The organism is Streptomyces sp. NPDC046881 (genome assembly GCF_040645015.1).
Classification (GTDB): Bacteria; Actinomycetota; Actinomycetes; order Streptomycetales; family Streptomycetaceae; genus Streptomyces.
This window is the reverse complement of the sequence record NZ_JBEYXJ010000057.1, coordinates 24,946-40,261: the sequence shown is the minus strand read 5'-3', so window position 1 is coordinate 40,261 and position 15,316 is coordinate 24,946. Positions and strand designations below refer to the sequence as shown.

At 73.6% G+C, this 15,316-nt stretch carries 15 protein-coding genes; 7 read left to right on the top strand and 8 right to left on the bottom strand.

Annotated elements, in window-relative coordinates; translation table 11 throughout:
- Positions 1-566 precede the first annotated feature (566 nt).
- Entirely contained in the window at positions 567-1,223 is a 657-nt protein-coding gene (locus tag ABZ923_RS24960) for a GNAT family protein (protein ID WP_361475582.1), read from the bottom strand.
- A 905-nt stretch (positions 1,224-2,128) separates the two neighbouring features.
- Here ABZ923_RS24960 and ABZ923_RS24955 point away from each other — a divergent pair.
- The 4 genes from ABZ923_RS24955 to ABZ923_RS24940 all read left to right on the top strand — a co-directional run bounded on the left by ABZ923_RS24955 (position 2,129) and on the right by ABZ923_RS24940 (position 5,064).
- A complete protein-coding gene (locus tag ABZ923_RS24955) occupies positions 2,129-3,004 on the top strand; it encodes a helix-turn-helix transcriptional regulator (protein ID WP_361475580.1) in 876 nt (291 codons plus the stop codon).
- Between the two features lie 61 nt (positions 3,005-3,065).
- Positions 3,066-3,881 (top strand): SAM-dependent methyltransferase, encoded by an 816-nt coding sequence (locus ABZ923_RS24950; protein WP_361475578.1) that lies wholly within the window; start codon positions 3,066-3,068, stop codon positions 3,879-3,881.
- A gap of 96 nt (positions 3,882-3,977) precedes the next feature.
- On the top strand, positions 3,978-4,454 hold the full coding sequence (locus tag ABZ923_RS24945) for an SRPBCC domain-containing protein (RefSeq protein ID WP_361475576.1): 477 nt from the start codon (positions 3,978-3,980) through the stop codon (positions 4,452-4,454).
- A gap of 100 nt (positions 4,455-4,554) precedes the next feature.
- Complete coding sequence (locus ABZ923_RS24940; protein ID WP_361475574.1) at positions 4,555-5,064, top strand: hypothetical protein; 510 nt, start codon at positions 4,555-4,557, stop codon at positions 5,062-5,064.
- A 65-nt stretch (positions 5,065-5,129) separates the two neighbouring features.
- On the opposite strand, the gene ABZ923_RS24935 is transcribed toward ABZ923_RS24940, so the two are convergent.
- Complete coding sequence (locus ABZ923_RS24935) at positions 5,130-6,197, bottom strand: glycerophosphodiester phosphodiesterase family protein (protein WP_361475572.1); 1,068 nt, start codon at positions 6,195-6,197, stop codon at positions 5,130-5,132.
- Between the two features lie 176 nt (positions 6,198-6,373).
- Positions 6,374-7,519 carry a PP2C family protein-serine/threonine phosphatase gene (locus ABZ923_RS24930; RefSeq protein ID WP_361475570.1) on the bottom strand — a complete coding sequence of 382 codons (1,146 nt, stop codon included), beginning with the start codon at positions 7,517-7,519 and terminating at the stop codon, positions 6,374-6,376.
- A 190-nt stretch (positions 7,520-7,709) separates the two neighbouring features.
- Between ABZ923_RS24930 and ABZ923_RS24925 the strand changes: the two genes are divergently transcribed.
- From ABZ923_RS24925 to ABZ923_RS24915, 3 genes are read left to right on the top strand one after another with little or no spacing between them, the layout of a single operon-like run.
- Positions 7,710-8,390, top strand: coding sequence for a hypothetical protein (locus ABZ923_RS24925; protein ID WP_361475568.1), 681 nt, complete (start codon positions 7,710-7,712; stop codon positions 8,388-8,390).
- Positions 8,387-8,665 (top strand): BON domain-containing protein, encoded by a 279-nt coding sequence (locus tag ABZ923_RS24920; RefSeq protein WP_361475566.1) that lies wholly within the window; start codon positions 8,387-8,389, stop codon positions 8,663-8,665. Before ABZ923_RS24925 ends, ABZ923_RS24920 begins: the two co-directional genes overlap by 4 nt.
- Positions 8,662-9,393: a metallophosphoesterase gene (locus tag ABZ923_RS24915; RefSeq protein ID WP_361475564.1), complete on the top strand. Its 732-nt coding sequence runs from the start codon at positions 8,662-8,664 to the stop codon at positions 9,391-9,393. The genes ABZ923_RS24920 and ABZ923_RS24915 overlap by 4 nt, the downstream gene beginning before the upstream one ends.
- A 27-nt stretch (positions 9,394-9,420) precedes the next feature.
- Here ABZ923_RS24915 and ABZ923_RS24910 read toward each other — a convergent pair whose 3' ends face one another.
- The 5 genes from ABZ923_RS24910 to ABZ923_RS24890 all read right to left on the bottom strand — a co-directional run bounded on the left by ABZ923_RS24910 (position 9,421) and on the right by ABZ923_RS24890 (position 15,310).
- Entirely contained in the window at positions 9,421-10,707 is a 1,287-nt protein-coding gene (locus ABZ923_RS24910; RefSeq protein ID WP_361475606.1) for an MFS transporter, read from the bottom strand.
- A 338-nt stretch (positions 10,708-11,045) separates the two neighbouring features.
- Complete coding sequence (locus tag ABZ923_RS24905; protein WP_361475562.1) at positions 11,046-12,035, bottom strand: aldo/keto reductase; 990 nt, start codon at positions 12,033-12,035, stop codon at positions 11,046-11,048.
- Between the two features lie 172 nt (positions 12,036-12,207).
- Complete coding sequence (locus ABZ923_RS24900; protein ID WP_361475560.1) at positions 12,208-13,434, bottom strand: cytochrome P450; 1,227 nt, start codon at positions 13,432-13,434, stop codon at positions 12,208-12,210.
- A gap of 74 nt (positions 13,435-13,508) precedes the next feature.
- Positions 13,509-14,720, bottom strand: a complete 1,212-nt coding sequence (locus ABZ923_RS24895) for a cytochrome P450 (RefSeq protein ID WP_361475558.1) — start codon at positions 14,718-14,720, stop codon at positions 13,509-13,511.
- Positions 14,717-15,310 carry an ATP/GTP-binding protein gene (locus tag ABZ923_RS24890; RefSeq protein WP_361475556.1) on the bottom strand — a complete coding sequence of 198 codons (594 nt, stop codon included), beginning with the start codon at positions 15,308-15,310 and terminating at the stop codon, positions 14,717-14,719. Before ABZ923_RS24890 ends, ABZ923_RS24895 begins: the two co-directional genes overlap by 4 nt.
- Between the last annotated feature and the right edge of the window lie 6 nt (positions 15,311-15,316).

The window sequence follows — 15,316 nt, the reverse complement described above, 5'->3', positions numbered from 1 at the left end:
GGCGGGCTGGGCGGAAAGCGATCCGGTGGCCGACCGAGCCGGTGTCGGCGCCCCCTCCGGGCGGGGAGGGGTGGCGACAGGTCAGGAGGGAGGCGGCTGTTCGCGGGGGCCGAGGTTGGCGGGCGGGCTGGGCGGAAAGCGATCCGGTGGCCGACCGAGCCGGTGTCGGCGCCCCCTCCGGGCGGGGAGGGGTGGCGACAGGTCAGGAGGGAGGCGGTCGTTCGCGGGGGACGAGGTCGGCGGGTGGGCTGTTCGCCTGGGTGGGGTGCCGGCGGGCTGGGTGGAAGGCGATCCGGTGGCCGACCGGGTCGGTGTCGGCGCCCCCTCCGGGCGGGGGAGGGGTGGCGACAGGTCAGGCGGGAGGCTGCTGTTCGCGGGGGACGAGGTCGGTGGATGGGCTGCCCGCCTGTGTGGGGTGTCGCTCGGGCTGGAGTGAAGGCGGCGGCGGTGGTGGGGGGCGACTGTCGCCGGGGGCGGAGCGTGACGTGGAGGCGGATCGGGTGGAACCCGCACGCCCACGGGCGGCGTCGGCTGTTGCCGGGGCCCGTGAGGGAGGCGGGCCGCGGTCAGTGGCACCGGGAGGTCGTCGGGGTGTCGTGGCGGTGCCAGACCGCGTCGATCACGCGGCCGTCGGGCAGGGTGTGGCGGAGCGGGCCCCGGTCGGGGAGGAAGCCCGCGCCGGCCAGGGCCCGCCGGCTCGCGGTGTTGGCGGGCTCGGCGCCGGCGCGGATCGTGGCCAGGCCCAGATGGGTGTGGGCCAGCTCCACGCCCGCGCGGAACAGCTCCGCCCCCAGGCCCTGCCCACGGCAGCCCGGCGCCAGCCAGCCGCCCATCTCGCCCCGCTCGGGGTGGAGTTCGAGGGCGCCGGCGTAACTGAGGTCGGACCTGCGCACGCAGACCAGCAGGAGCGGGTCGTCGGGGCCGGGGCTGAACGGTTCGGCCAGGAGGTCCGGCATCCGGCGGCCGTCCTCGCCGGCGGGCCGCCAGGCCAGCACGGCCCGGCGGGTACGGGGATCGGGCAGCACCTCGTCCGCCTTGGTGCCGAGCCACCGCTGGGCCTGGGTGTCCGCGCTCGCGGCCAGCGCGGCCACCACGTCCAGCCGGGTCCGCGGGGTGAACAGCAACAGCCGTTCGGTGGCCAGCACATGCCGGCCGGGCGCACACCGCCCCGGCACGGGAAGCCCGGACGCGGACCGGCCGCGGCGGAACAGCGACCAGACCATGGCACCCCCGGCGGGAACGGCAGGCGCGGCGGGCCCGGTGCCCGTACGAGAGCCGGGCCGCCGACGGGTGCGGACGCTCCGCACCGGCGGTGAATCTAGCGGGTCGCGGGCCGGATGCCGTAACCCCCGCGCAGGCCGGGCTCAGCCGGGCCGTCGTTGCGAGTCGGGCTTGGGGTGGGTCCGGGTCCAGGACGGGTCGGCGGCGGGAGCGGGGGTGGGGGTGGTGTGGTGCATGACTGTCCTTCGGACGAGTGGGGTGGTCCGGGGGGTGACGGTGGGGGGAGCCGAGGCGGACGAGGCCCCTTCCGTGTCGCTGTGGAAGAGGCCTCACCCGTACCGGAGTAGCTCAGGCCGCGGTACCGCCCGCGGGCCGGAGGCGGTCGGCGGAGCCGGGGAGCGGGGCCCCGGAGGCGAGCCGGTCGGGGCCGTGGAGCCCAGGGAGTCGACCGGGACCCTCGCCTCCGGGTGGTCCGCAAACGCCGGCCGGAGCCGGCGGTACGGCCCGGAACACGCCGCCCCGTATCAGGCGCGGTCGCTCCGGTCCGTGGTCGTGGGGCGGTCGGGGGAGGGAGGGCGGAGCCATCGCCGTGCGCCTTTCGTCCGGCCTCGCGGATGGGGCTGCGGGCATCGGGCCGGCCGCAAGGGCAGCAGACGTCACACCGCCTGACAGCAGGCCGTGCCGGCGGCTGTCTCCCCCGAGCCGGCCGCGCCGCCTGCTCCATGGGTCGGCCGGAGCAGTGAGTCCACTCTGGCACCTGCCAACCACGCTCCGCAACCAGCAAGTTGAAATTTGCAAGTGGCAAAGTGCATGCTGCATCCGCCAGAACGTGATCGAATGGCCTCGCAAGCCCGATCGCGTGCAAGGGTGAGGTGCGGGACCAGGGACCGGACGAGGGGGGTGGGGCGTGACCACGGAGACCGAATGGGGCGGCGCCCCCTCCGTGCTGCGGATGATCCTCGGCCGACAGCTGGAGGAACTGCGCACCCGGGCCGGCCTCAACTACGCCGAGGCGGGCGCCGCCATCGGCGTCAGCCACTCCACGATCCGGCGCATGGAGGCCGCCAAGGTGGCCCGGCTGCGGCTCGCGGACGCCGAGAAACTCCTCCAGGTCTACGGCGTCACCGACCGCCAGGAGATCGACACCTTCCTGCAGTCCGTCCGCGAGGCCAACAAACGCGGCTGGTGGCACACCTACCGGGACGTCATACCCGACTGGTTCGCCGCCTACCTCAGCCTGGAGCAGGCGGCCCTGCAGATCCGCGCGTACGAGGACCAGTTCGTGCACGGCCTGCTGCAGACCGAGGACTACGCCCGCGCCCTGCTCACCGCGGACAACCCGCACGCCTCCGCCGAGACCACCGAACGCCGCGTCGCCCTGCGCATGCGCCGCCAGGAACTGCTGTCGAGACCGGAACCGCCGCGGCTGTGGGTGGTGATGGACGAGACCGTGCTGCGCTGGCCGGTCGGCGGCCCCGAGGTGATGCGGGCGCAGATCGACCACCTCATCGAGGTCAACCGGCTGCCCCAGGTCACCGTGCAGCTCATGCCGTTCGCCAACGGCCCGCACCCCGCCCTGCGGGCCGGCGCCTTCCACCTCTTCCGGTTCCGGGCCCGTGAACTACCCGACATCGCCTACCTCGGCGGCCTCGTCGGCGCCGTCTACCTCGACAAGGCGGAGGACGTCGTGGTCTACCGGGAGGCCCTGGACCGGCTGAGCGCCCAGGCCGCCTCCCCCCGGCGGACGGAGACCCTGCTCGCCACGCTGCGCAAGGAGTTGTGACCCGCACCCGCACCCTGTGACACGGAGCCCCCGACCCCTCGACCGAATGGGAGACACGGCGTTGCCCGACAACGGATGGCCGGCCGACCGGATCGACACCGAGAACGCCCACTCCGCCCGCATCTACGACTACATACTCGGCGGCAAGGACTACTACCCCGCCGACAAGGAGGCGGGCGACGCGATGGCGAGGGAGTGGCCCGCGCTCCCGGTACACATGCGTGCCAACCGCGACTTCATGAACCGCGCCGTGCGCTGGCTCGCCGAGGAGGCGGGCATGCGCCAGTTCCTGGACATCGGCACCGGCATCCCGACCTCTCCCAACCTGCACGAGATCGCCCAGGCCGTGGCCCCCGAGTCCCGGGTCGTCTACGTCGACAACGACCCGATCGTGCTCACCCTCTCCCAGGGCCTGCTGGCCAGCGCCCCCGAGGGCCGCACCGCCTACCTCGAGGCCGACTTCCGGGACCCCGCGGCCATCCTGGACGCCCCCGAACTGCGCGAGACCCTGGACCTGAGCCGGCCCGTCGCGCTCACCGTCATCGCCATCGTCCACTTCATGCTGGACGCGGACGACGCGGTCGGCGTCGTACGGCGGTTGCTGGAACCGCTGCCCTCCGGCAGCTACCTGGCGATGTCCATCGGCACCGCCGAGTTCGCGCCGGAGGAGGTGGGCCGGGTCGCCCACGAGTACGCGGCCCGCAACATGCCGATGCGGCTGCGCACCCTGGACGAGGCCCACGAGTTCTTCACCGGCCTCGACCTGGTCGAGCCCGGCATCGTCCAGGTGCACAAGTGGCACCCCGACGGCAGCGGCGAGCAGGGCATCCGGGACGCGGACATCGCGATGTACGGCGCGGTCGCCCGCAAGCCGTGACAGACCCGGGGCCGGGGTCCGAACCACCTCCCGGACCCCGGCCCCGCCTCCCGTCGTACGACGGCGGGGGCGGTGCCGGACCGCTACCGTGAGCCCATGTACACCACCCGAGTCACCCGGCACGTGGACGCGCCGCCGCACGCCGTCCACCGGGCCCTGACCGACCCGGAGGCGGTGGCGGTCTGGCGGGTGCCGGCCGGCATGACCGCCCGCGTGCACACCTTCGACGCCCGCGAGGGCGGAACCTTCCGGATCTCCCTCAGCCACGACGGTCCGGGCGGCGCCGGGAAGTCGGGCGGGCGCACGGACACCTACCGGGGTCACTTCGCCCGGCTCGTGCCCGGCGCCCTCGTCGTCGAGGTCCTCGCCTTCGAGACCGGTGACGACGCCCTGCGCTCCACGATGACCATGACGACGACGCTCACCGGGTCCGACGGCGGCACGGACGTGGAGATCCGGCACGAAGGCGTCCCCGACGCGATCCCGCCCCGGGACAACGAACGGGGCACCCGCATGGCCCTGGACAACCTCGCCCGGCTCGTCGAGGGGCGGGAGCGGCGCGCACCGAAATGACCGAAAAGAAGAGGTGCGGAAGCGGAACCAGGGCGGGGGAAACGCGGTCTTAAGGTCCGTCGAAGGCCGGGATCGGACCGGTCGCGAAGAAACCGGGGGAATGACGCACATGTCCGTCCGCAAGCGCAAGGCCCTGCTCACCGCAACGGTCCTCACCGCCGGCCTCACCCTGGCCGCCGTCACGCCCGCCCTGGCGGGCGTCTCCGCGAGCCACACCACCCGCGCCGCCGCCGTGTCGTCCGCCCAGGGCGACCCGCGCAACGTCACCCAGCACGTGGCCGACTTCTACGGCGCCTACATCGACGCCACCTGGGCCACCGACGACGCCACGGCCGGGCCCGCCGCCAAGGCGCTGCGCGGTTTCTACCTCTCGGCCGCCGCCCGGAAGCAGGTCGCCGCCTACGAGAAGAAGGAACACGCCGACGGCATCCTGTTCGCGCAGAACGTGCCGGTGAAGTGGAAGGTGACCTACACCGGTTCCGGAATGGGTCACGCCACCAGCCGGGTCACGCTCACCTGGGGCGACGGCCCGCACCCGCAGGTCAGCCGGATCGACGTCCAGTCCGACCTGAAGACCCTGAAGATCACCGGTCTGAAGCCGGCCGGCTGACGAGGGGCCCGGACGTGGGTCCCGCCCCGCCCCATTCGGAGCGGGGCTCACGCCCGCCGAGCCGGTCAGCCGCGTCCGTGCGGCCGGTAGGACCGGGGCAGCGGCATACCGCGCTCGGCCATGATCCGCCGGACGCGGTCGGGATAGTCGGTGATGATCCCGTCGACGCCCAGGTCCATCAGCGCCTCCACGGTCGCCGGGTCGTCACAGGTCCACGGCACCACTTTCAGCCCCCGGGCGTGCGCCCGCGCGACCATCGCCGCGTCGGAGTAGAACCGGAACCCGGGGTCGCCGACCTTGCCGTTCTGCGGGAAGCCGTAGTTGGGGGAGAGGGTGGTGACCCCGGGCAGGGTCGCGGCCGCCCGGACGAAGTCCCCGTCGTAGTCGTCGGCGTCGATCCCGCCCAGCCACGGGGACGCGCCCGGCTTGCCGATCTGCAGGAAGTCGTAGTTCGTCAGCGCCACCAGCGGCCACCTCGGCGCCAGCCGGTGCATCACCCGGAGCGCACCCCAGTCGAAGGACTGGATGGTGACCTGCCGCTCGACGCCCGAGCGGTGGATCTCCTCGTAGACACGGCGGACGAACACCTCGCGGGGCGCGGTCTGTTCGGGCGCGCCCGCCTCCACCTTCGTCTCGATGTTCAGCCGCACGCCCCGGGCACGGTAGCTCTCGACCAGGTGCAGGACGTCCTTCAGCTCCACCATCCGGAAGCCCTTGACGACCTCCTGCTCGGGGAAGCCGGGCAGCTGCTGGTAGCCGCAGTCGAGCGTCCTGATCTGAGCGAGCGTCAGGTCCTTGATGTACTTGCCGACGTACGGGTACATCGGGTCGCCGGGCGTGACCGGACCGGTGTCCCGGCACTTGACGCCGCTGATCTGCCGGTCGTGGTTGACGACCACCCGCAGGTCCCTGGTGACCTGGGTGTCCAGCTCCAGCGTGGACACCCCGAGCCGCAGCGCCTTGCCGAAGCCCTCCAGGGACTCCTCGGTCGTCAGGCCGAGGCCGCCGCGGTGCGCCTGGAGGTCGAAGCGGCCCTTCGCGGGACCGCCGGGTGCCGCCTGCGCGGCCACGGGGGACAGCAGCGCCGGCAGCAGGGCCAGACCGGCGAGCAGGCGTCGTACGGGTGCGGGCATCGGGTTGCCTCCCGGGTCGCAGCGGGCGCACGTCGGGCGTCGGGGTCGATGGAGATGCCCGCCGCAGATTCTCGCAACGCCCCCGCAGGAGGGGCCACCCCCCGAACCGAACATTGCCGCAAGGGCAGTTGAACACGAGCACCGCGGCGGGCGCGGAGCCGCCGCCGGCCGCTCGCTCAGCCGCTCCGGCCCGGGTCCCCGCGGCCGTGGTGCCGGCGGCGTTCGACGTGGGTGCGGTGTACCGCGATGAGCGCGGCGTCGTCGCCGAGCCGGCCGCCGACGTGGGCGAGCAGATCGCGCCGCAGGTGGTGCATCAGGGCCTCGGGGCTGTCCTCGGCCCACCGCAGGACCCGCTCGGACAGCGGATAGAACCGGCCGTGCTCGTCCCGGGCCTCCACGACCCCGTCCGTGTAGAGCAGCAGCGTGTCACCCGGCTCGAACGAGAACACGTCCAGTGTGTGCTCGCTGCCGACGTGCACCCCGAGGGGCGGCGAGGGGTGCAGGCTCGGGACCGTCACGGCGTGCCCGGGGCTCAGCAGCAGCGGCGGCGGATGACCACAGCTGGTCATCCGGGTGAGCGGGTCGCGGTCCGGGATCTCCACGAGGAGGGCGGTGGCGAACCGCTCGCCCTCCTCCTCCGGGGTCTCCAGATCGGCCGCGTAGCGGGTGACGCTCTGGTTCAGCCGGTTCGCCAGCTCGGCCAGCGGGATGTGCCGGTGGGCGCTCTCCCGGAAGGCGCCGAGCAGCAGCGCGGCCTCACCGATGGCGGGTAGCCCCTTGCCGCGGACGTCACCGATCAGGAGCCGGATCGCGCCGTCGCTCACCGTCGCCGCGTACAGGTCGCCGCCGATCTGCGCCTCGTCCTCCGCGGCCAGGTACAGCGAGGCGATCCGCAGCGGGCCGATCTGCTCGGGCAGCGGCCACATCAGCACGTGCTGCGCGGCCTCGGCGACGGTGCGGACCTGGGCCAGCTGGGCCTGCCGGCGCTGCCGGAGCGCGCTGTAGACGACGGTGAGCACCACCAGGACGACCAGGGTGATGATCTGCACGATGTGGTTCGTGGTGCCGATCCCGCCGTGGTGGAAGCCGATGAGGGTCTGGGCGGCCACCGCGAGCGCCCCGACACAGGCCGTGGTCCGCGGCCCGGCGAAGGAGGGGGTGAGCGCGGGGGCGATCACCAGGGCCGGCCCGAGATGGACGTTGGTCGGGGACCGCAGGTCCACCACTGTGATCGCCGCGATGAGCGCGACCGGGAGCACCAGCAGCGCGTGCGCCGACTGCCACGGCTGCCGCGGGCCCACGCGTCCGAGCGGGGGTGCCATGCCTCTCAGCGTGCGCCCGCGAGGGGTACCGCGCACGTCACACCCGGTCCACACCACCGGAACCCCGGCGCCCGTGGTGGCGGAGTGAACCTTTCCGGCGACGCCGTGTCGCGGGCGGCGCGCCGGGTACCCGTACGACCCCCGGGACCGACCCGCCGCCCGGGGGTGCAGGGTGCCGAATGGAGAGGTCATGACGCACAACGGGGAGGACACCGCGCCCCTGACGCGACCGGAGGTCACCGAACTCCGTCTCGCCTCGGGGCCGGACCCGCTCACGCCCACGCCCGAACCGTCGGAACTGCCGCAGGACCGCAGCCAGGCGATCCTGGAGGCCACCAAGGCGATCGGCGCGCTGCTCAAACGCGCCGGCCATCCCTTCGCGCTGGCCGGCAGCGTGGCCGTCTACGCCCACGGCGGCAGCCGCTACCTCCAGCACGACGCCGACTTCGCCATCCTGCCCGAGGACGCCGAAGCGGTGGCCGCCACGCTGCGCGAGGCAGGTCTCGGCGTGCGGACCCCGCCGGAGGACTGGCTGCTGAAGACCACCTGCCACGGGCAGAACATCGACATCATCTTCGCGCTGGCCCACCAGCCGGTCACCCGGGACATGCTCGACCGGGCGCACGTCCTGCCGGTCGACTCGGTGCTCATGCCCGTGCTCTGCCCGACCGACCTGATCCGCAGCCTGATCAGCGCCTTCTCCGAGCACTACTGCGACTTCGGTTCGGTGCTGCCGGTGGCCCGCGCGGTCCGCGAGAAGGTCGACTGGGACACGGTCCGCGCGTCCTGCGGCCAGCAGCCCATGCCCGCCGCGTTCCTCTTCCTGCTCGAACGGCTGAACGTGATCGACCCCCAGGAGGGGCAGCCATGACCGACACCAGCCCGCCGCCCCCGCCGGCGGCAGGGAGCCTGGACTACCGCGTCGCCCACCTCGCCGAGCACCTGGCCGGCGGAGACCTCGCGGAGCTCGGGGTGCGGCTCGAACTGCGCGGCGACGCCGTCCTGCTCACCGGCACCGTGCCGTCCACCCAGTGCCGGGACGACATCCTGCGCATGGCCCGCGAGGAACTGGCGGGGCACCCGGTCCACAGTGACCTGCTCGTCGCCGGGACCTCCTCGCCCGACCACGGAGAGGACCTGACATGATCCGCGTCGCGGCCGTCGGGGACATCCACATGGGCCCCGAGAGCCAGGGCACGCTGCGGCCCTCCTTCGAGACCCTGCCCGGATGCGCCGACGTCCTGCTGCTCGCCGGCGACCTCACCCGGCACGGCACACCGGAGGAGGCCGCGATCGTGGCCCGGGAGATCAAGGACCTCGGGGTGCCCGTCGTCGCCGTACTCGGCAACCACGACCACCACGACGAGCGGCCCGAGGAGGTCACCGCGATCCTCCGGGACGCGGGCGCGCACGTCCTCGAAGGGCAGGCCGCCGTCGTCACCGCCGACGGCGCCCGGATCGGGGTCGCCGGGACCAAGGGCTTCGGCGGCGGATTCGTCGGCCGCTGCGCCGGGGAGTTCGGCGAACCGCTCATGAAGGAGTTCGTGCGCTACACCCGCCGGTGCGCCGACGGCCTGCACAGCGCCCTGAAGGAACTGGACGAACAGGGCTGCGACGCACGGATCGCGCTGACCCACTTCTCGCCGGTGCCGGACACCCTGGCCGGGGAGCCGCTGGAGATCTATCCGTTCCTCGGCAGCTATCTGCTCGCGGAGGCCATCGACACCGGCGGCGCCGACCTCGCGGTGCACGGCCACGCCCATGCCGGCACCGAGCACGGCATGACCAGCGGGGGCGTCCGCGTCCGCAACGTCGCCCAGCCGGTGATCGGGCAGGCCTTCCACGTGTACCACCTGCCCGGCCGGCACGACTGACGCCGGCCGGCACCGGGGACGCAGGCGTCAGGCCGCCGTCCCCAGGGCCTCGCGGCCGGTCAGGTCGCCGTCCTTCGCGCGCACCGTCAGCGGCACCGGTCCGCCGCGGCGGCGCACCAGCAGACCCGCGCCGACCGACCCGGCGATGAGCAGCCCGCCGGCCACCAGGGCGCCGCGCGCACCGGCCCACTCCATCAGCAGGCCCAGCAGCGGCGGTCCGCCCAGGCTCCACACCGTGCCGACGCTGCTCCACACCCCGAGCACCCGGCCCCGCAGGTGCGGCGGCGGGTCGGTCTGGAGCACGGCCGTACCGGCGGTGTCGGAGACGGACTCCACGATCGCCATCGGCAGAACCAGCACCAGCAGCACGGCCAGGGACGGGGACAGGCCCGCCACCACCTGGAGCAGCGCGCCCGCCGCCGCGAGCAGACCCACGGTCCGCACGGACGGCCGGCGCAGCCGGGCGCCGAGGACCGCGCCGAGGATGCCGCCGACGGCGAGCACCGTGGAGACCGTGCCGAACGCCCCGGCGCCACCGGCCAGCGGCCCGGTGACGAGGACGGCGAGCGTCAGGCCGTAGTTGCGGCCGAAGACGGAACTGAGCCCGGTGATGCCCGCCAGCGCGACCAGGCGGGGCCGGCGCGCGAAGAAGGACAGGCCCTCCCGTACGGTCATCCGCGCCGGGGCCGGAGCCGCCCGCGGCCCGGCCGCCGGCTCCGCGGCGGCCCCGGGCGCGGGCCGCAGGAACGGCACCACCGCGGCCACGAACAGGAACGACAGCCCGTTGGCGGCGTAGGCGGCGCCCGTGCCGAGGAAGCCGACGGTCACGCCGGCCAGGGCGGTGCCCGCCAGCCGGCCGGCGCTGTGCACCAGCGCGCCCACGCCGATCGCGGACGGTACGTCCGCCACCGGCACGAGATCGTTGCCGAGCAGCGCGCAGGCGGGCCCGTCGACGGTGGCGATGACGCCGGTCACCGCGGCCAGCACCAGCAGGGCCGGCATGTCGATCCGGTCCAGCGCCACCAGCAGCGCCGTCGTGAAGGCGACCGCGCCGAGCAGGGCCTGGCTCACGGTGACCGTCAGCTTCCGGGGCCAGCGGTCCACGGCCGCGCCGCCGAGCAGACTCACGAACAGCGCGGGCGCCGCCTGGACCGACATGGACAGACCGGTCGCCGCCGCCGAGCCCGTGATGTGCAGCACCAGCAGGTTCTGCACCGTGAGCTGCATCCACGTACCGGCGTTGGAGACGAAGTTCGCGGCCGACCACCAGCGCATGCTCCGGTACCGCAGGGAACGCCACGGCGAACGGGACACCGGGGCGGTGGGGGACACGGACGTGGGCGCGGGCAGGGCGGAGACAGCAGAGGGCACGGCGGGGTACTCGACAACCAGGCGGTGGGACAGACCGGCGGTTCCCGTCGATCCGGCGGCATTGCACGGCCGGGCCGCCTGGTCAGGGCGCCGACCATGCTGGCAGACGGGACACCGCGGTCGTCGCCACCGCGACCGCCCGCCCCGGCCGGCGTCCCCCAACCACCCGGACACCTGGGCGAGTTGGAGGACGCGTGGGGTTCCTCACAGCCGCGCCGCCGTCCGTGCCCGGTCCGACCGGCCGTGTCCTCGGCCACACCGGCCCCGCCCCCGTGCGCCCGCTAGCGGTTGACCGTCCGCATCCCCGCCTCGTCGTACCGCTCACCCGACGCCTGCGGCAGCTCGGCGTCGATGCGGGCCAGGTCGTCCGCGGTCAGCTCGATGTCGACCGCGGCGGCGTTCTGCTCCAGGTAGGTGCGGCGCTTGGTGCCGGGGATCGGCACCAGGTCCTCGCCCTGCGCCAGCACCCAGGCGATCGCCAGCTGGGCCGGGGTCACCCCCTTCTCGGCGGCGATCTCCTTCACCTTCTCCGCCAGCCGCAGGTTGGCCTGCAGATGAGCGTCCGTGAAGCGGGGGTTCTCCCGACGCCAGTCGTTCGCGTCCAGCTCGTCCGGGGAGCTGAACCGGCCGGCGAGGAAGCCGCGGCCGAGCGGCGAGTACGGCACGAAGCCGATGCCCAGCTCCCGGCAGACGGGCAGCACCTCCGCCTCCACGTCCCGCGACCACAGCGAGTACTCGCTCTGCACCGCGGTCACCGGGTGCACGGCGTGGGCCCGCCGGATGGTCTCCGCGCTCGCCTCGCTCAGCCCGATGTACCGCACCTTGCCCTCGGCGACCAGCTCGCCCAGCGCGCCGACCGTCTCCTCGATGGGCACGGCCGGGTCGACCCGGTGCTGGTAGTACAGGTCGATGTGGTCGGTGCCGAGCCGCTGGAGCGAGCCGTGCACCGAGGCCCGCACATGTTCGGCCGAGCCGTCCTGCCGGCCGACCGTGCTCATGTCGCCGGGCACGGCGTCGTCCATCCGGTAGTTGAACTTCGTCGCGATGACGTACTCGTCGCGATGCCCCTTGATCGCCTCGCCCACCAGCGACTCGTTGGTGAGCGGCCCGTAGACCTGCGCGGTGTCGAGGAAGTCGATGCCGAGTTCGAGGGCGCGCCGGATGGTCGCGATGCCCTCGCCCTGGTCGGCGGAGCCGTAGAAGGCGGACATCCCCATGCATCCGAGCCCGATGGCCGATACCTGGAGGTCCCGCAGCCTGCGCTTCTGCATGGGGAATCCCTTCCTGCGTACTCGATCGTCTTTCCGGCGCGGCACATGGCCTCTCTCCATCTAGCGACGGATCGCGGCACCCGGCATCCCGTGGGGGAAGGCCGCGCGCGCCGTCTGCGACGCTACGAGTTGGAGCGCTCTCGAAGTCAAGGCGTGCCGGGGGGCGTCGCGGCTAGGGACACAGCCGGACCGGCAGTTCGAACAGGTCGTTCTGCGTGACCACCGGCTTGTTGCGCAGCTCGCTCGCCGGCACCGCCAGCTCCAGGCCGGGGAACCGGTCGTAGAGCGCGGGCAGGGCCACCCCCGCCTCCAGCCGGGACAGCGCGGCGCCCGGGCACACGTGCGGGCCGTGGCCGAAGGAGATGTGCCGGTTCCGCGTCACGCGGGTGACGTCGAACTCCCCGGCGGTCGGGCCGTGCGCGTTCTCGTCCCGGCCGATCGCCCCGTACGACACGATCAGCGCGTCCCCGGCCGGGATCACCCGGTCGCCGACCGGCACGTCCTCGGTGGCGAACCGGATCAGGACATGGGAGGTGGGGGTGGAGTACCGCAGGGTCTCCTCGATCACCGCCGACCAGTCGGCCTGGCCGGACAGCACCAGGGCGCGCTGCTCCGGGTGGGTGGAGAGGTTGACGACGGCGTTGACGATCAGCGAGATCGTCGTCTCGTGGCCCGCCGCCACCATCAGCTGGAGCGTGGAGACGATCTCCTCGTCGGTGAGCCGGTCGCCGTCCTCCGAGGCGAGGACCAGCGCGCTGGTCAGGTCGTCGCCGGGCGCGGCCCGCTTCGCCGCCACCGTCTCGGCCATGATCTCCGCCAGCTCGGTCAGGGTCGCGACGACCTCCTGCGGCGGGGTCTGCGTGGAGAAGAACTTCTCGAACAGCACCTTCAGCCGGGGCAGCCGTGCCTCCTCGATGCCCATGAGGTCGGCGACGACGTACATCGGCAGCGGGTAGGCGAAGGCCGCCTTCAAATCGACGGGGGAGCCGTCGGCGGGCAGCGCGTCCAGCAGGTCCCGGGTGAGCTTCTCGATCCGCTCCCGCATCCGCTCCACCCGGCGCGGGGTGAGGGCCTGCGCGACCAGGCCGCGCAGCCGGCGGTGGTCGGCGCCGTCCACCGTGAGCATGGAACGGCCCGGGTTGGCCAGACCGATCAGCGGCCAGTCCGCGGGTATCTCACCGCGCCGCCAGGCGCCCCACACGTCGATGTCCTTCACCAGCCGCGGGTCGGTGAGCAGCGCCTTCGCCTCGGCGTGGTGGGTGACGGCCCACACCGGGACCCCGCCGGGCAGCTCGACGGCGGCGAGCGGGCCGGCCGCGCGCAGCGCCGCGCTCTCGGCGTCCAGGTCGGTGACGAAGGGGTCCAGGGCGATGCGGGGTGCTTGGGTACCGGTCGTCATCGTGACGTGCCTCCCAGGGCAGGGTCGGGTACGGCGGGGGCGGGACGGCGGGGCCGGCGGAGGGCGGCGCGGGATCAGCGGGCGAGTACGGGGGTGAACCGGACGGGCAGCCCGGTCAGTCCCCGCAGCCAGGGCGAGGGCCGGCGGGCGAGGGACCCGGCCGGCACCGCGAGGTCGATGTCCGGCAGCCGGTCCAGGACCACCTCGATGCCGGTCCGCGCGATCACCTCGGCGATCTCCTGCGCGGGGAACGGACAGCGGTGCTCGCCGTGACCGAAGGAGAAGTGCGCGTTGTTGCCGCCGGTCAGCGCGGAGGCGTCGGTGCGCACCTGCGGATCGGAGTTGGCCCCTTGCAGGCCGAGCAGCAGCAGGTCGCCGGCCTTGACGCGCCGGCCGCCGAGGTGGGTGTCGCGGGAGGCCCAGCGGCCGGCCACGTTCTGCGTCGGCGTGTCCTCCCACAGCACCTCGTTCATCGCCTCGGCGACGCTGTTGCGCCCGCCGAACAGCGACGCGGCGAACCGGTCGTCGGTCAGCATCAGCCGCAGCGAGTTGCCGATCCAGTCCGCGGTCGGCTGGTGCCCGGCCGCCATCATCACCATCAGGTCCTGCGCGATCTCCTCGTCGCCGAACCCGCTGTCGTCGGCGAGCATCCGGGAGACCACGTCCCGCGCGGGCTCCTTCCTCCGGTCGGCCAGCAACTGCCCCATGGAGGCGGCCAGATGGGCCTGCCCGGCCAGCGCCCGCTCCCGCCCGTCGATCATGTCGTTGAGGGCGGTCACCAGCCCCGGTCCGTCCTCGTCCGGGAAGCCGTACAGCCGGGCCAGCACCCGCACCGGCAGCAGCATCGCGTACTGCGCGACCAGATCGGCCTCGCCCGCGGCACACAGCGCGTCGATCAGCTCGTCCGCGAACCGCTCGGCGTGCCCGCGCAGTTCGAACGGGTCCACCGTCTCCAGCGCGTTCGCGATCATGGCCGCGCGCTGCCGGTGCCGTTCGCCGACCGTGTACAGGATCGACGGCTGCCTGCGCCCGATCATCGGCAGCAGCGGCCAGTCCGCGGGGATGTTCTCCCACTGGTTCCACAGGTCCGAGTCCCGGCTGAACAGCACCGGGTCGCCGGTGACCTGGTGCAGTTCGCGGTAACCGAGCACGAGCCAGGCCGGGACGTCACCGTCGAGCAGGACCGGCACCACGGCGCCGTGGTCGCGCCGCATCTCCCGGTAGAGCGTGGCGGGTTCGGTCTGGAACCGGGGCCCGCTGAGCGGGACGGCGTCGGGGGTGGTCACACGAGCTCCTGTCGGGGCGGGCCCGTTCGCACGGACGGGTCGGCGTACCGGTGCTTGACGTGCTGCACCAGCGTGATCAGGACCTGCTTGCCCGACTCCCGGGAGCGGGCGTCGCAGTCGACCAGCGGCACCTGCGGGTCCAGGTCCAGGGCCTCGCGCAGGTCCGCGCCGGCGCGGACCGGGCCGCCGAAGTCGTTGCAGGCCACGATGAACGGCGTGCCGTGGTGCTCCAGCCGGTCGATGGCGTACCAGGAGTCGTCGATCCGCCGGGTGTCGACCAGCACGACCGCGCCGAGCGTGCCGGCGAACAGCCGGTCCCACAGGAACCAGAACCGCTCCTGGCCCGGCGCGCCGAACAGGTACAGCACGTTGCGGGTGTCCAGGGTGATCCGGCCGAAGTCGAAGGCGACGGTGGTGCCCGTCTTGCCGCGGACCTGCCGGACGTCGTCGACGCCCTCGCCGGCCCGGGTCATCGTCTCCTCGGTGTTCAGGGGACGGATCTCGCTGACGGAACGGACCAGGGTGGTCTTGCCGACGCCGAAGCCGCCCACGACCACGATCTTGAAGCCCTGGTCGGCGGAGGCACCCAACGGGGT

Excerpts from the sequence above, each read along its gene's own strand:
- ABZ923_RS24940 (WP_361475574.1), top strand. The coding sequence starts at position 4,555 with ATGACGCACATGTCCGTCCGCAAGCGCAAGGCCCTGCTCACCGCAACG.
- ABZ923_RS24915 (WP_361475564.1), top strand. The coding sequence starts at position 8,662 with ATGATCCGCGTCGCGGCCGTCGGGGACATCCACATGGGCCCCGAGAGC.
- ABZ923_RS24945 (WP_361475576.1), top strand. The coding sequence starts at position 3,978 with ATGTACACCACCCGAGTCACCCGGCACGTGGACGCGCCGCCGCACGCC.
- ABZ923_RS24905 (WP_361475562.1), bottom strand. The coding sequence starts at position 12,035 with ATGCAGAAGCGCAGGCTGCGGGACCTCCAGGTATCGGCCATCGGGCTC.
- ABZ923_RS24900 (WP_361475560.1), bottom strand. The coding sequence starts at position 13,434 with ATGACGACCGGTACCCAAGCACCCCGCATCGCCCTGGACCCCTTCGTC.
- ABZ923_RS24930 (WP_361475570.1), bottom strand. The coding sequence starts at position 7,519 with ATGGCACCCCCGCTCGGACGCGTGGGCCCGCGGCAGCCGTGGCAGTCG.
- ABZ923_RS24925 (WP_361475568.1), top strand. The coding sequence starts at position 7,710 with ATGACGCACAACGGGGAGGACACCGCGCCCCTGACGCGACCGGAGGTC.
- ABZ923_RS24960 (WP_361475582.1), bottom strand. The coding sequence starts at position 1,223 with ATGGTCTGGTCGCTGTTCCGCCGCGGCCGGTCCGCGTCCGGGCTTCCC.
- ABZ923_RS24920 (WP_361475566.1), top strand. The coding sequence starts at position 8,387 with ATGACCGACACCAGCCCGCCGCCCCCGCCGGCGGCAGGGAGCCTGGAC.
- ABZ923_RS24935 (WP_361475572.1), bottom strand. The coding sequence starts at position 6,197 with ATGCCCGCACCCGTACGACGCCTGCTCGCCGGTCTGGCCCTGCTGCCG.